Genomic DNA, 13,687 nt, shown 5'->3' on the forward strand with positions numbered 1-13,687 from the left:
ATTATTAGTCAATAAATTATTTTATTCTAATTTTTGGATCTTGAGGTGATTCTTTGAATATGACCCAATCACCACCCAGAATCGAACAGATGCGCGATGCTGCCGACAAGGCACACCTCCTGCTTAAAACCCTGGCCAACCGGGATCGGCTGTTGTTGCTATGCCAGATTGCCGAGCAGGAGCGCAACGTTGGTGAATTGGAAGAGGAACTGGGCATCACGCAACCCACCCTTTCCCAGCAACTGGCTGTTTTGCGCCGAGAAGGGATGGTGGCAACTCGTCGCAATGGTAAGCAGATTTACTACAGTATAGCCAACCCCAAAGCCTTGGCCGTTCTGGAAACACTTTATCAACTATTCTGTTATGAAGAGGAATCAGTATGAGTATCGACTGGAGCCAGTTTACGCCCTGGAGTTCGTTAACCGGGGGTATTCTGATCGGCATTTCTGTCAGCGTTTTGTTGCTCTGGAACGGTCGTATTGCAGGCATCAGTGGTGTGGTAGGCAGCATCTTGTCAAAAAACAGGAGTGAACTGGCCGAACGCATCGCATTTATTGGCGGTCTGGTTATTGCGCCGATGCTGATCTGGGTGATGATCGAGCGCCCGACTGTTCAGATTGAGAGTGGTGTGCCGGCAATCATTCTGGCTGGCCTGCTGGTTGGTTTCGGTTCCCGACTGGGCTCTGGCTGCACCAGCGGACATGGTGTATGTGGTCTTGCCCGATTGTCTGTTCGCTCACTGGCAGCCACCCTGACGTTCATGGCGGCAGGCTTCATTACTGTTTATGTATTGCGCCATCTGTTGGGAGCTTGATCATGCGTATTCTTATTGCACTGTGCAGCGGTCTGATCTTCGGGTTTGGTTTGATCCTCTCCGGCATGTCCAACCCGGTCAAGGTACTGGGCTTTCTGGATCTGGCCGGTCAGTGGGACCCATCACTGGCATTGGTCATGGTTGGCGCCATCGCCACTGCCATAATCCCTTTCCAGTGGGTGATGAAGCGTCAGCGTACACTGCTTGAAACAACACCACAGCTGCCAACCTCTAAGCAGATCGATAAACGCCTGCTGATCGGCAGCCTGATTTTCGGAACGGGATGGGGCATTGCAGGTTTCTGCCCGGGCCCGGCTCTGGTCGCAGCAGGTGCAGGTATGCCGCTGGCCATGCTGTTTGTCGTCGCAATGCTGGCGGGAATGGGACTTTTCACCCTGATGGATAAAGGGCTTAAACACGCATGAAACGGGCACTGCTTCCCTGGCTTCAGAACTATCGGCAATCGCTCCTCGGCGGTGACCTGAGTGCGGGTCTGATCGTCAGTGTCATGCTGGTACCCCAGGCCATCGCCTATGCCTATCTGGCTGGTCTGCCCGTTGAGATGGGACTCTATGCCAGCCTGTTGCCTTTACTGGGATATGCACTGTTCGGCAGCAGTATGACGCTGTCCGTTGGCCCCGTCGCCATTACCGCACTGATGACCCTTGAGCTGCTATCGCCTTTTGCCGAGGCAGGCTCTGCCGAGTATATCCAGTTGGCCATCTGGCTGGCTGTGATCTCTGGAGTCATGTTGTTTGTTTTCGGCCTGTTAAGGCTGGGGTTTCTGGCTAATTTTCTCAGCCACCCTGTCATCAGTGGTTTTATCTCCGGTGCTGCTGTGCTGATTCTGTTCAGCCAGATTCGCCACCTGTTCGGGCTGGGCTCGGAGGCCACTTCTATCGGCGGTTTGCTCACTCACCTTTCTGAAAGCAACCCTGTCGTCATTGGGATGAGCCTGGCTTCGCTGATATGGATGATCTATGCGCGTATCCGAATGTCGGATCACCTCAAGGCGGCAGGTATCGGTGTTGGCACTGCCGGGGTGCTGTCAAAAATGGCTCCCATGCTGGCTGTCATTGCTGCGATAGGCTTCACCTGGTGGCTGGATCTGAGCAATCAACATAATGTACCGGTTGTCGGCCATCTGCCATCAGGGTTGCCAGCGTTGGTCTGGTCGACACCTCAACTGGAGCAGTTGAAGCTTCTGCTGATACCCGCTTTGCTGATCAGTCTGGTGGGGTTTGTCGAGAGCGTGTCTGTCGCGCAGTCCCTTGGGCGGCGCAAGCGTGAAAGCATCAGCCCCAATCGTGAGCTGCTGGGCCTGGGCGCTGCCAACATCGCCAGCGGTATTTCAGGTGGCCTTGCTGTCTGCGGCGGTTTTTCGCGCTCGGCTGTCAATCAGGCAGCAGGTGCCAATACCCCCCTGGCTGGTATCGTATCCGCCGCCATCATTGCGTTAATGCTGGTCAGCATTGCCGACATGTTTGCCTTTATGCCGCTCGCACTGCTGGCTGTCACCATCATCGTCGCGGTGACTCCCCTGATCGATATTTCCAGCCTGAAAAATGCCTGGCGTTATGACCGCGCCGATGGCATCACACTGCTGGCAACTGCCATTGCCGTCATATGGCTGGGCGTGGAGGGCGGTATTCTGATTGGCTTGTGCCTTTCCATCGCTACCCAGCTCTGGCGAGGCAGTAAACCCCATGTTGCCGTGGTCGGGCGTATCCCGCACAGCGAACATTTTCGCAATATCAGCCGTTACGATGTCGAAACAATCTCTGGACTGGTCGCCATCCGCATTGATGAAAACATCTTCTTTGCCAACACCAAAGCGATAGAGCAGGCGATCAATCGGGCCTTGAGCGCTCAGCCGGACACCCATGCACTGCTGTTAATTCTGTCGGCTGTGAATCAGATAGACAGTACAGGGCTGGAGATGCTCAGCGAACTGGCCGAAGGGCTGGAAGAAAAAGGAATAGCGATCCATCTGGCCGAGGTCAAGGGACCCTTGATGGATAAGCTGAAAGACACCCATTGGTACAAGGATCAGGTATCTGCTGTTTTTCTGAGTACACATGATGCATTCAATACTATCGGCGCTCTTGAAGAGGACGCCCACACCACTGGAGAGACAAAATGAAAACCAATGTTGGAACAGTTGATCGAGTATTACGCATTGTAGCCGGTCTTGTGCTGATTCTGCTGGCTGTCACCGGCACCATCGGTATCTGGGGGTGGATCGGCATTCTGCCGCTGGCAACCGGAGTGTTCCGCTTCTGCCCTGCTTACCCTTTACTGGGTATCAATACCTGCTCAATTAACAGAAAAGACTGATCTATCTCAATAAACCCTTATTCTTACATGGTTTTCAGGGCTAAAGCGTCTATGCTTAGATGATATGCGCTTTACGCATAAGCATCTGAATGTCATGGAGATGAAAATGGGCTTACTACGACTTCCAGCGATTCTGGCTGGTTTGATTCTGGCCCTGCTGCTGATCTGGTTCAGCCAGGGCACAGGATTGATCCATAATGACCCGGATCGAAACATCTGGATTCCCACCGAACTGACCATGCCACTGAGCGTACAGGTCAGCCACAATGACGAAACCATCTTCTTCCGCTATCGCTGGGCATCCGACAAGCCACACGTCTATCACGATATGCTGCGCTATGAAGATGGTCAGTGGATCAGACATGGGGCTTCCGTCGTCGGGCCTGATCCCGATGGTACCTATGAAGATCGTGTCACCATGCTGGTGGATGATGGCAGCGTACCTGAGTTTGGACGCTATGGTGGCTATATCACCGTTGGTTCAAACATGCGCTTCTTTACCAATATGGCTGATAAAGCGGAAGTAGCTGCACATCCGCACATCGGTCAATTGGGAACAGATGAAGTGCAGAAGCACCTGCCCGATACCCGCCGTGATATCAGTGACTGGCGTACTGTTGTCAGTGCTGATGAGCTGCGTGAACAGCGTGAGGCAGGTTATTTCCTGGATCTGTGGCACTGGCGCGCAGGCCGCTCTAACCCCATAGGGGTATCAGATGATCAGTTCGTTGCCGAGCATCGTTTTGGTGATGAGGGTCGCGGGCCTTTCTCGACCAACTGGGATGGCGATGCGAAACAGCCTCTGTTCATGATTGACCCTGCCAAAGCGGGTGCCGACCGCCTGCAATGGAGCGATGTGACGTCCGGTCAGGTGGATTTTGATTCTGTTTACTATATCTCTGAAGAGATTGCGATGCCTTTCGATCCAGATGCCAACTGGCAGAACGGAGATGTAATCCCACGCCGACTGTTGCGCGAGCCCTCCAGTTCTCGTGGTGATATTGGCGTACAGGGTAAAGGGCGTTGGTCACAGGGTATCTGGGATGTCACGCTGAGCCGTGCACTGGATACGGGCAACCCACTGGATGACAAGCAGTTCAAAGCTCAGGGTATCTATGATATCGCCTTTGCTGTGCATCGCGATGCCACCGGTAGCCGCTGGCACTACGTATCTCACCCCTTTACGCTGGGCCTGGGTCGAGAATCGGATATCCAATCACATCTCTTTTCTGGTGATGAACCTGTCTGGCATGAGGATCGATGGTTTGATGTGACTCTCTTCTATCCCGGTCAGGTGGACTGGCCGACGCTGCTGAGCAAGGCGCATGCAGGAGCACCGGATATCGCCGAGGGTAAGCCCGTCAAACCTCGCCACAGTGAGGAGCAGCTCGCGGTCTATGGCGTCGAGATGGAGTTCAATCAGGAGATCATCCGGCAGTGGTATCTGACGCTGTTTGCCGGTATTGCTCTGATATTGCTGGCAGGTATCGGTCTGTTCAGGCAGTTCACCCCGGCACAAGGAGATAAGTCATGACTGGTCTGCACCATATGCTCGTTCATTTCCCACTGGCTTTCTGGGCGCTGGCGACTCTGCTGACCCTGGTTGCATCACTCAGCAGCGGATACTGGGCTGAATTAAGCCGAAAAGCATTACTGCCCTTGCTGATCCTGAGCCTGCTGGGTGCAGCAGCGGCAATTGTCAGCGGTCTGCTGGTCTGGCCGATAGAAGCCAACACCCATAGCCCGATGACCCGTAACCATATTCTGATCTCCTACTGGTCAGTCGCCATCTATACCCTGCTGACCATACTCATCTGGCGTGGCGGCTCCAGCGCCTTCAGTGGCTGCAAGCGTTGGGTACTGGTTATATTGGCACTGATCGGATCAGTGCTGTTTGCAATCAGCGGCACACTCGGTGGGCACCTCGCCGGTGCACCAACACTCGTCTCGACCTTATTGGGACTCCTGGGTTGGAATGTCTACTCAACGCTCTACGTTCCGGACTGGACTCTGATAGCCGTTATCCTGATCGGGATCGGCTGCCTGCTGGTGGGCTGGAAAACGAAACAGCAATAATTACTCCATTGCCCGACTGTCGGTTGATACAGCCGGGCAATTAAACACATTAAGATAGTTTTCAGTCGCATCCTGTATTGACCCCCCAGTGGTTTCCCTTATACTCAACTTTATCTTCACCCGATAATTCCATAAAAAACAACGGGAGCACCATGAGCCTGAATATCACTCAGCGCATCACCCTCGGTTTTGCGATCCTTGTTCTGTTTATCATCGTCGTCAGCCTCGGTGGCCAATACGGCAACCGCAGCATTTCCGGTAGCCTAGAAAACGTAATGGATGAAGCCATTCCGGCTCTCGATGGCAGCTACAGACAGATGGTACGCCTGCAAAGTACCATCCAGACACTGTATGAGGGATTATCAGCTAATGATGAAGAGCTGCTCGAACAGCAGCGCAGTAATCTGACACAGCAGATGAGCACACTTCGTCAGTCACTCGGAGAACTCCAGACCCAGTTTGAGCAGGCGCCGGAACTCGCCGGATTGGCTCGACAGCTAAACGGGTACAGCGATCAGCTCGGACAGATTGCCCAGGCTATTCTGACCAATCGGCAGAGTCAGATCATAATGAAGGAGCAAGCTACGCGCGCGGAGCTTAACTTCCTGATACAGGGCGATGCGCTGGCCAACTGGGCGCGTGCCTACTCCTCCCGCGTAACGGATATCAACAGTGTTATCGCCGTACGTAACCTCAACCGTGCCATGAACACTCACCGCTTTCACTACTTCAACTACATGCGTTCAGCCGATATCGAGCGTTTTCGCGCCGACTTTGCCAATAACAGCAATGAACTGCGAAAAGCCTATGACGACTTCCTGAAAGTGGACCAGGACGCAGCAGGAGCCGAACTGGTCACCAACGAGATCATCTCCGCACTCTATGGTGAAGAGGGGATGGTGAGACTGCTGAGCGAAATGTACGACCTTAACCTTGAGATTGATGAACAGCTCAGCGAAGTCTCTGCTCTGGTTCAGCGCTCACTGGCAACGGCCAATCAGCTGATACAGGCCGCTAACAATCAGGCTGAAGGGGCGCGGGTTCAGGCAAATGATGCCGCCAGTGTCAGTACGCTGGTAATGTTTTCGCTGTCGGCGGCCACCGTACTCTTTGCAGTGATCGTCGCCTTCCTGACCATCTCAGCTATTCGCCAGCCTTTATCCAAGTTCCGCGAAGCGCTGCTGGAAGTCCGAAATGGTAATCTGCGCGTCACCTTTGATCAGTCACGCAAGGATGAGTTCGGCGATCTGGCAGAGTCTCTGAATGCGGTGATCAGCAGCCTGAAAGAAGTGTTGGGCCAGATTGCTGAAGGCTCAGTTCGTCTTTCCGAAATGGCCACTCAGAACTCCGCTATCAGCATGCAGACCACCCGTGCCATGCAGGAGCAGAGCCAACAACTGGAGATGACCGCCTCTGCGGCCACCGAGATTTCCAGCAGCATCTCCGAAGTAGCCAACCACAGCCATACGACACTGGATGCCGTAGGGCAATGTGAAGAGCTCAGTGTGGATGTTACCCGTAATGTCGAGGAAACGCTGAAAAGCATCGAGCGCCAGGCCAAGGAGATCACCGAAGCCGTAACTGTCAGTACAGAGCTGGCCAAGGCCGGAAATGATGTGGAGTCGATTCTGTCGACTATCCACGCCATTGCTGAGCAGACTAATCTGCTGGCCCTCAACGCAGCGATTGAGGCGGCCCGCGCAGGTGAACAAGGCAGAGGTTTTGCCGTGGTGGCCGATGAGGTACGAGATCTTGCCAGCCGCACCCAGAACTCTACCGGACGCATCCAGGAGATGGTTGAGAACATGCAGCAGCAGATCCTGCGAGTTGAGCAGGTGATGAAAGAGAGCTACGATCAGTCGCAGCAGTGTGTCGGTCATGCCACCACATCCAAATCATCACTGGAGGAGATGAACAACTCCATCTCCCATATCCGCTCCCTGAACACCCAGATAGCAGAAGCTGCACAGCAACAGACCTCTGCAGTGGATGAAGTCAGTATGACGTTGAACGGCATCAACAGTGCGGCAGCTCAGACTGCCCAGGGTGCCGAGCAGGCCGCGTCCAGCAGCAATGATCTGCTGGATTATGCCAAGGAGCAGCAGGTCATTCTGAAGCGTTTTACCATCTAATCATTGACCATAAGCGCCAGGGATGGCGCTCAATCGCTCTAAATCTGATCCTTTTAAATCTTGAATGTCCCCAACAGGCGCTTCAACTGCTCTGTCATTGCAGCCATCTCCTTACTCGCTGCCACAACCTGATCCGCTCCCTGTGCTGTCTGCTCACTCACCCCGCTGATCGTCAGGATGTTTCTGTCAATCGCACTGGCTACACCCGCCTGCTCACCTGACGAGCTGGAGATCTGTTCATTCATCTGGACAATCGTATGCACGGACGATGCAATACTCTGCAATGCAGTGCCCACCTTGCTGGACTCCTCCACGGTGCTTCGTGCCAGCTGTTGGCTGCTTTGCATCGCTCGAACCGACTCACTGACCCCCTGATGCAGTCCCGCCACCATTTTATCGATATCCTCAGCGGATTGATGTGTACGCTGCGCCAATATCCGTACCTCATCGGCCACTACAGCAAAACCCCTGCCCTGCTCGCCAGCGCGAGCGGCTTCAATGGCTGCATTAAGCGCCAGCAGGTTGGTCTGTTCGGCCACGCTTTTGATCACTTCAAGCACTTTGGTGATGTTATGGCTATCGGCTTCGAGACGATTAATCACCGCGACCGACTTCTCTATCTCATCAGCCAGAGCCTGAATACCGGTCAGCACTGTACTGACCTGCTGATGCCCCTGTCGCGTATGTTCATCTGCCTGAACCGCTGCTTCCAGTGCTTCTGTACCAAAACGCGACACCTCCTCCACAGAGAGGGTCATCTCATTCATCGCAACAGCCACCTGTTCCGTTTCATCACGCTGCCCCTGAATCGCGGCACTGCTTTCAATCGAGATATTTTCCACCTGCCCCGCTTTTTCAAATACCTGCTGTGCCGTAACATGCACTTCAGTGATCAGATTATGTACTCGTTCAGTCATGCGATTGAACTCCAGCGTAAGCGCTGACATCTCATCACGAGTGCCGGACTTCACCCGTACAGTCATATCCCCTTCGGCGATCGAGCGGCTGGCATGCCAGATGCGATTGATCGAGGACTGTACCGACAGATAGAAACCTGAATAGAGATAGGCGATCAGTAACAGCACCAAAGCCAGCGCTGCGATCAAGAAGTATAGCTGCCGACTGTCGGCGGCCAGACGCTGCTCAAGCAGTCGATCGACCTGCGGAAGAAGCGACTGACTCAGTTGATGCAGCGCGTCAATATCTTTGCTGACGGAGCTGAAATACTCCTGCCAGGGCAACTCCAGCGACATCGCTATAATCACCTCCTCATCCAGCGTGTCACGCACATTCAGCAAGGATGTTCCCGCCCTGCTCGCCAGTTGCTGAAGCTCGGAATCACCGACGGGAGCACCGGCAGAAACTGGCTCTATCGCCAGCATCATCAACTGTTGCAGATTATGCTGCGCGTCTGTCAGACCATCAAAAATCAGATTAAGACGATCACTGAGACTGGACTCCAGAAAATCGCCATTCAGAGCATACACCCCAAAGCTGCGACTTCTTCCCATCAATTCAAGCCCGGGAGAAAGCTCTCGCACCACCAGATCAACCAGATTCAGGACCTCTTCACTCCGATCCTTGGTCAAACCACTTACCTGAGCAATTGAGCGCTGCAGACGCAACAAGTCACTGACAAAATCATGATAAACATTGAATTGTGCATCAACTAAGCCCTGATTACTGGCCCCCTCACTTTCAAGCCGTTGCCAATGCCTGGCTGCCGTGTCCAGATTGGACTGTATCTGGTCTTGTGCAATCAAAGGAGATGTGGAGGACTGCAGTGCTTGCAGATGCTGAACCACATCAGTGCGCTGCCGGACGATCTCTGCTCCCAGATCAGCCACTTCACGATAGTGCTCGACCGCTCGCAGATCCCGGAAACGTTCAGCAGACTGAATCAGTCGGGAAGTCTGCTGCAGCAACTCAACCCCCTCTCTCTCCAGTTCAGTGACACGTATACTCTGATAAGCCTGGCTGATCAGCGCATAACTCATGACCGATAATGGCAGCAAAAAAAGCAGACTGATCAAGCCGAATTTATAGATATATCTGAGCTGGTTCATCAGGTAAACAGCAGGGTATAGAAAGCTCTTCACGGCACGCTCCAAACGTGATTCAACGGCATAACTACCGATGAAACAGCGTCTTTTTATTATTGTGGTGTGCGCAATCTGCCGAACAGGAGGGATTGAGAATCAGCCAACCTACTCCAACAAATATGGCACTTATGAGTACCAAAGATGTTAGCGAACCCCTGCCCGGTGAGCTATGACGGAAAAGGTCAGTGTTTGAATTCGACTGACGCTAAGTGTCAGTCGAAGACTGCGCAGGCCTTATCTGACCTGCATAGTGGATGATGTCGTGAAACTCTGCTGACAATGAACTGTTGTTTCGATAACCATGAGGCTGATCGGCCGAGAACCTGAATGCCGCTCCTTTCTCCAGACGGCGCCACTCACCCTCAAGCCACAATTCGATACACCCTTCGGTCACGATCAGATGCTCAGTTACCCCGACTTCATGCGGGTCCGATAAGGTGATACTGCCAGGCTCAAGTTGCAGCTGCATCACTTCAAACCCAGTTGCAGGATTGTAGGGAAAAAGCGCCATGACCCGGATACCGGGATCGTCCGATAGCAGAGTTACACACGGTTCAGTCAGCGCGCCTTGAGCCTGAGTTGTCAGCCCGGTCAACAGGCTGGAATAAGAGATATGGAATCCGGTGGCAATGCGCCACAAGGTGGCGATGGTTGGGCTCGACTCCCCCCGTTCAATCTGACCCAGCATTGCCTTGCTGACCCCAGTACGCCGTGCCGCCTCATCCAGACTCCACTGCTTCTCCTGTCTTAGCAGGCGAAGGTTTTGACCCAACTGCTCTGATATCTGCTCCATCGATGCCCTTGTATCTTTACACTTGACGAGTACCGCGTGCCGATTGACAGCGGTTAAAACCACTTGTGCGTTATAGCGCACGGTGGTAATTTATAGATGTGCGCTATAACGCACGATACCAGTAATTATTTTTCTTATCCAGCATCGGGCTAGCGTCAAACCAGCACCGGTAGGGAGTCAGCCGTGTCATTGCTCAAGGATTTTTCACTCTCCTCCATCACGGCAGGTTTTGTCGCCGTACTGGTCGGCTACACCAGTTCGGCCGTGATTATCTTTCAGGCTGCTGCCGCTGCCGGCGCCAGCCCCGCTGAAGTTGCCTCCTGGTTCTTTGCACTGGGTATCGGTATGGGCATCACTACCATCGGCCTGTCATTACGCTATCAGGCTCCGATTCTGACGGCCTGGTCTACGCCGGGCGCAGCGCTGCTGGTCACCAGCCTGCCGGATGTCAGCATGCCTGAGGCCGTATGTGCCTTTCTGTTCAGTGCTCTGCTGATCACGCTGTCGGGTGTCACCGGCTGGTTTGAGCGACTGATGAAATATATCCCTCAATCGCTGGCGGCGGCGATGCTTGCGGGCGTGTTGTTGCAGTTCGGCTTATCGATCTTCCAATCCATGCAAACCGAGTTGTTGCTGGTGTGCGCCATGTTCGCTGCCTACCTGATCGGTAAGCGCCTGTTTCCACGCTATGCGATCCTGGCGGTACTGCTGCTGGGTATTGTATTGGCAGGGTTCAGGGGGATGCTCGATTTCAATGGCTTTGAATGGCAGCTGACACAACCCGTACTGACGCTGCCGACTTTCTCACTGACAGCGATCATCAGCATCGGGATACCGCTGTTTATTGTCACCATGGCGTCTCAGAATATGCCAGGTATCGCCGTTATACGGGCTTCCGGCTACCAGACACCCATCTCACCACTGATCAGTTGGACCGGCATCGCCACGCTGCTGCTGGCTCCTCTGGGGGCTTATGCACTTAATCTGGCCGCCATCACCGCCGCCATCTGCATGAGTGAAGAGGCACACCCGAATAAGAACAAGCGCTATACGGCAGCTCTTGCGGCGGGTTTTTTCTATCTGCTGACAGGCGTGATGGCCGCCTCTGTGGCTGCGCTGATGTTTGCCTTTCCTGCTGAGCTGGTGCTCAGCGTGGCGGGTCTGGCATTGCTGGCAACCATCGGTAACAGTCTGGCCGTAGCCGTCAAGGATGAGCCCGCACGTGAGGCGGCTCTGATCACCTTTCTGATCACCGCCTCTGGCATGACGCTATTCAGTGTCGGCAGTGCCTTCTGGGGATTAGTGGCCGGATTTATCGCCTGGAACCTCAGTAAACGCTGAGACACACCTTTTGATAAACAGGACGTGATCAGTGAGCTATGTCGAGCGAGTCCAGATCAGTGTCTGGTTATTCGCCGGCATCGCATGATCTGCTTCCAGCATCAAGCCATTCAGCTGTGCCAAGGCAGTCAGATCATCCAGATCCCGTAACCCCATGCCCGGGTCATTGCGCTGCAGATACTGATCAAACTGAATATTACTGTCGCTGGTATAGCGACCTGAATAGCGAAAAGGTCCGTAAAGAACAAACCGACCACCCGGTTGCAGCAATCGCCCTACCCCTTCAAACATCGCCACCACAGCGGGCCAGTGCATGATATGGGCGGTATTGGCCGAGTAAACAGCACCAGCTTCGGTGATCGTCCAGGGATCGGCCATCACATCCAGCTCCAGTGGATCGTTCATATTGGGTAGATCGGCGTCCCTGATCCAGAGTCGACTACCCGGCAGGTAGACGGCCTGATCACTTGGCTGCCAGGTGATATGCGGTAGATGGGCCGCGAAGTGCACCGCATGCTGGCCAGTGCCACAGCCTATCTCCAGCACTGTCATCGGCTCTGTCAGCAATGGCTGGAGAATGGCGAGTATTGGACCCTTATTGTTCTCGCAAGCTTGCGAAAACGGCTTCTGTTGAGACACACGGTTCTCCGGCTGAGTCTGATAGTGAATCAGTGCAGTCTACCCGGGCCGGACGTGTGTCTCAATTACATCGTTCTTACATCGCGATCTACATCGCTATCTTACAACGCGATCTTATGCATTATCTTCCAGGACGCCACGACGCACCTGGTCGCGTTCCATGCTTTCGAACAAGGCGCGGAAGTTGCCTTCGCCGAAACCTTCATCACCTTTGCGCTGAATCAGTTCGAAGAAGATCGGGCCGATCACGGTTTCAGTGAAGATCTGCAACAGACGTCCACCATCCTGAGTCGGCGCACCATCCATCAAAATCGCGTTGCGCTGCAGGCGCTCAAGATCTTCACCATGACCTGGCAGGCGCTCATCCAGCATCTCATAATAGGCGGCCGGTGGTGGTGTCATGAACGTCACGCCGATTTCACGCAACTGCTCCACAGTGTTGAAGATATCAGTGCAACCCATGGCGATATGCTGAATCCCTTCGCCCTGATACTGCTTCAGATACTCTTCAATCTGGCTCTTGTCATCGGCAGACTCATTGATCGGAATGCGGATTTTGCCACAGGGACTGGTCATCGCCTTGGATTTCAGGCCCGTCAGTTTGCCTTCGATATCGAAGTAGCGGATCTCCTGGAAATTGAACAGACGGGTGTAGAACTCAGCCCAGACATCCATATTGCCACGGAAAACGTTATGGGTCAGATGGTCGATATAGGACATGCCGGCACCGACAGGGTTCTGATCTACACCTTCGATCGGCACAAAATCGACATCATAGATCGAACCGGTATCACCATAGCGATCCACCAGATAGATCAGACTGCCTCCAATGCCTTCGATAACAGGGATATTCAGCTCCATCGGACCGATCTTGTTGGTCGCAGGTGTTGCGCCCAGCTCAACGGCACGTTTGAAGGCATAGGCAGCATCCGCCACGCGAAATGCCATGGCACAGGCGCTCGGACCATGCTGACGGGCAAATTTCTGCGCAAAGCTGTCTGGCTCTGCATTGATGATGAAATTGACATCGCCCTGGCGATACAGGGTGACATCCTTGGAGCGATGACGGGCAACAGCGGTAAAGCCAAGTGACAGAAACAGAGCTTCCAACTGCTGGGTGTCTTCAGCGGTATATTCAACGAATTCGAATCCATCCGTGCCCATCGGGTTGGTATCGGTAATGCGCGATGCGCGTGCTGGGTGGTTCATGGGACAGCTCCTCATTTGTTATTCTGAACGGCCGCTGATGGCCGACGGTATGATTAAACATCTATAGGTAAAGTATAGGAGCTGAGGCAGGAAATATCCTCGCATATTAAACCAGCCAGACCTGCCAATATGAATGAAAATTGCATGTAGACTTTTTATCTGAAGGATTATTGCATAATATCAGCAATAGAGATGATAACCCGTCTTATCCTCTGGATAGAGGACCAGCATATGACAGGCAGTT

13 protein-coding genes are annotated in these 13,687 nt (G+C 53.6%); 9 read left to right on the forward strand and 4 right to left on the reverse strand.

The genetic code is table 11. The annotated features are described in order from the left end of the window. Window positions 1-59: 59 nt before the first annotated feature. From ACK3CJ_RS14265 to ACK3CJ_RS14300, 8 genes are all read left to right on the forward strand, one after another. Window positions 60-383, forward strand: coding sequence for an ArsR/SmtB family transcription factor (locus ACK3CJ_RS14265; RefSeq protein ID WP_409522885.1), 324 nt, complete (start codon window positions 60-62; stop codon window positions 381-383). Further along, entirely contained in the window at window positions 380-814 is a 435-nt protein-coding gene (locus ACK3CJ_RS14270; RefSeq protein ID WP_409522886.1) for a YeeE/YedE family protein, read from the forward strand. The genes ACK3CJ_RS14265 and ACK3CJ_RS14270 overlap by 4 nt, the downstream gene beginning before the upstream one ends. 2 nt (window positions 815-816) lie before the next feature. Further along, window positions 817-1,239 carry a DUF6691 family protein gene (locus ACK3CJ_RS14275; protein WP_409522887.1) on the forward strand — a complete coding sequence of 141 codons (423 nt, stop codon included), beginning with the start codon at window positions 817-819 and terminating at the stop codon, window positions 1,237-1,239. Beyond that, the gene (locus ACK3CJ_RS14280; protein ID WP_409522888.1) at window positions 1,236-2,957 is read left to right on the forward strand and encodes a SulP family inorganic anion transporter; all 1,722 of its coding nucleotides are present in this window, start codon (window positions 1,236-1,238) and stop codon (window positions 2,955-2,957) included. Before ACK3CJ_RS14275 ends, ACK3CJ_RS14280 begins: the two co-directional genes overlap by 4 nt. Then, complete coding sequence (locus ACK3CJ_RS14285) at window positions 2,954-3,151, forward strand: YgaP family membrane protein (protein WP_409522889.1); 198 nt, start codon at window positions 2,954-2,956, stop codon at window positions 3,149-3,151. Before ACK3CJ_RS14280 ends, ACK3CJ_RS14285 begins: the two co-directional genes overlap by 4 nt. A gap of 106 nt (window positions 3,152-3,257) precedes the next feature. Next, window positions 3,258-4,685, forward strand: coding sequence for an ethylbenzene dehydrogenase-related protein (locus tag ACK3CJ_RS14290; RefSeq protein ID WP_409522890.1), 1,428 nt, complete (start codon window positions 3,258-3,260; stop codon window positions 4,683-4,685). Beyond that, on the forward strand, window positions 4,682-5,227 hold the full coding sequence (locus tag ACK3CJ_RS14295) for a DUF2231 domain-containing protein (RefSeq protein WP_409522891.1): 546 nt from the start codon (window positions 4,682-4,684) through the stop codon (window positions 5,225-5,227). Before ACK3CJ_RS14290 ends, ACK3CJ_RS14295 begins: the two co-directional genes overlap by 4 nt. Window positions 5,228-5,379: 152 nt before the next feature. Further along, window positions 5,380-7,359, forward strand: coding sequence for a methyl-accepting chemotaxis protein (locus tag ACK3CJ_RS14300; protein WP_409522892.1), 1,980 nt, complete (start codon window positions 5,380-5,382; stop codon window positions 7,357-7,359). A 53-nt stretch (window positions 7,360-7,412) separates the two neighbouring features. Here ACK3CJ_RS14300 and ACK3CJ_RS14305 read toward each other — a convergent pair whose 3' ends face one another. Beyond that, a complete protein-coding gene (locus tag ACK3CJ_RS14305) occupies window positions 7,413-9,458 on the reverse strand; it encodes a methyl-accepting chemotaxis protein (protein WP_409522893.1) in 2,046 nt (681 codons plus the stop codon). A 208-nt stretch (window positions 9,459-9,666) separates the two neighbouring features. Beyond that, on the reverse strand, window positions 9,667-10,254 hold the full coding sequence (locus tag ACK3CJ_RS14310) for a helix-turn-helix domain-containing protein (RefSeq protein ID WP_409522894.1): 588 nt from the start codon (window positions 10,252-10,254) through the stop codon (window positions 9,667-9,669). Window positions 10,255-10,437: 183 nt separating this feature from the next. Between ACK3CJ_RS14310 and ACK3CJ_RS14315 the strand changes: the two genes are divergently transcribed. Next, window positions 10,438-11,595: a benzoate/H(+) symporter BenE family transporter gene (locus ACK3CJ_RS14315; protein ID WP_409522895.1), complete on the forward strand. Its 1,158-nt coding sequence runs from the start codon at window positions 10,438-10,440 to the stop codon at window positions 11,593-11,595. Between the two features lie 36 nt (window positions 11,596-11,631). On the opposite strand, the gene ACK3CJ_RS14320 is transcribed toward ACK3CJ_RS14315, so the two are convergent. Together ACK3CJ_RS14320 and hppD are read right to left on the reverse strand one after the other, a co-directional pair. Next, window positions 11,632-12,234: a DUF938 domain-containing protein gene (locus ACK3CJ_RS14320; protein WP_409522896.1), complete on the reverse strand. Its 603-nt coding sequence runs from the start codon at window positions 12,232-12,234 to the stop codon at window positions 11,632-11,634. A gap of 114 nt (window positions 12,235-12,348) precedes the next feature. Next, entirely contained in the window at window positions 12,349-13,443 is a 1,095-nt protein-coding gene (gene hppD, locus ACK3CJ_RS14325; RefSeq protein ID WP_409522897.1) for a 4-hydroxyphenylpyruvate dioxygenase, read from the reverse strand. Between the last annotated feature and the right edge of the window lie 244 nt (window positions 13,444-13,687).

Origin of the sequence: Nitrincola salilacus (genome assembly GCF_046271865.1) — a bacterium.
GTDB classification, from domain to species: domain Bacteria; phylum Pseudomonadota; class Gammaproteobacteria; order Pseudomonadales; family Balneatricaceae; genus Nitrincola; species Nitrincola salilacus.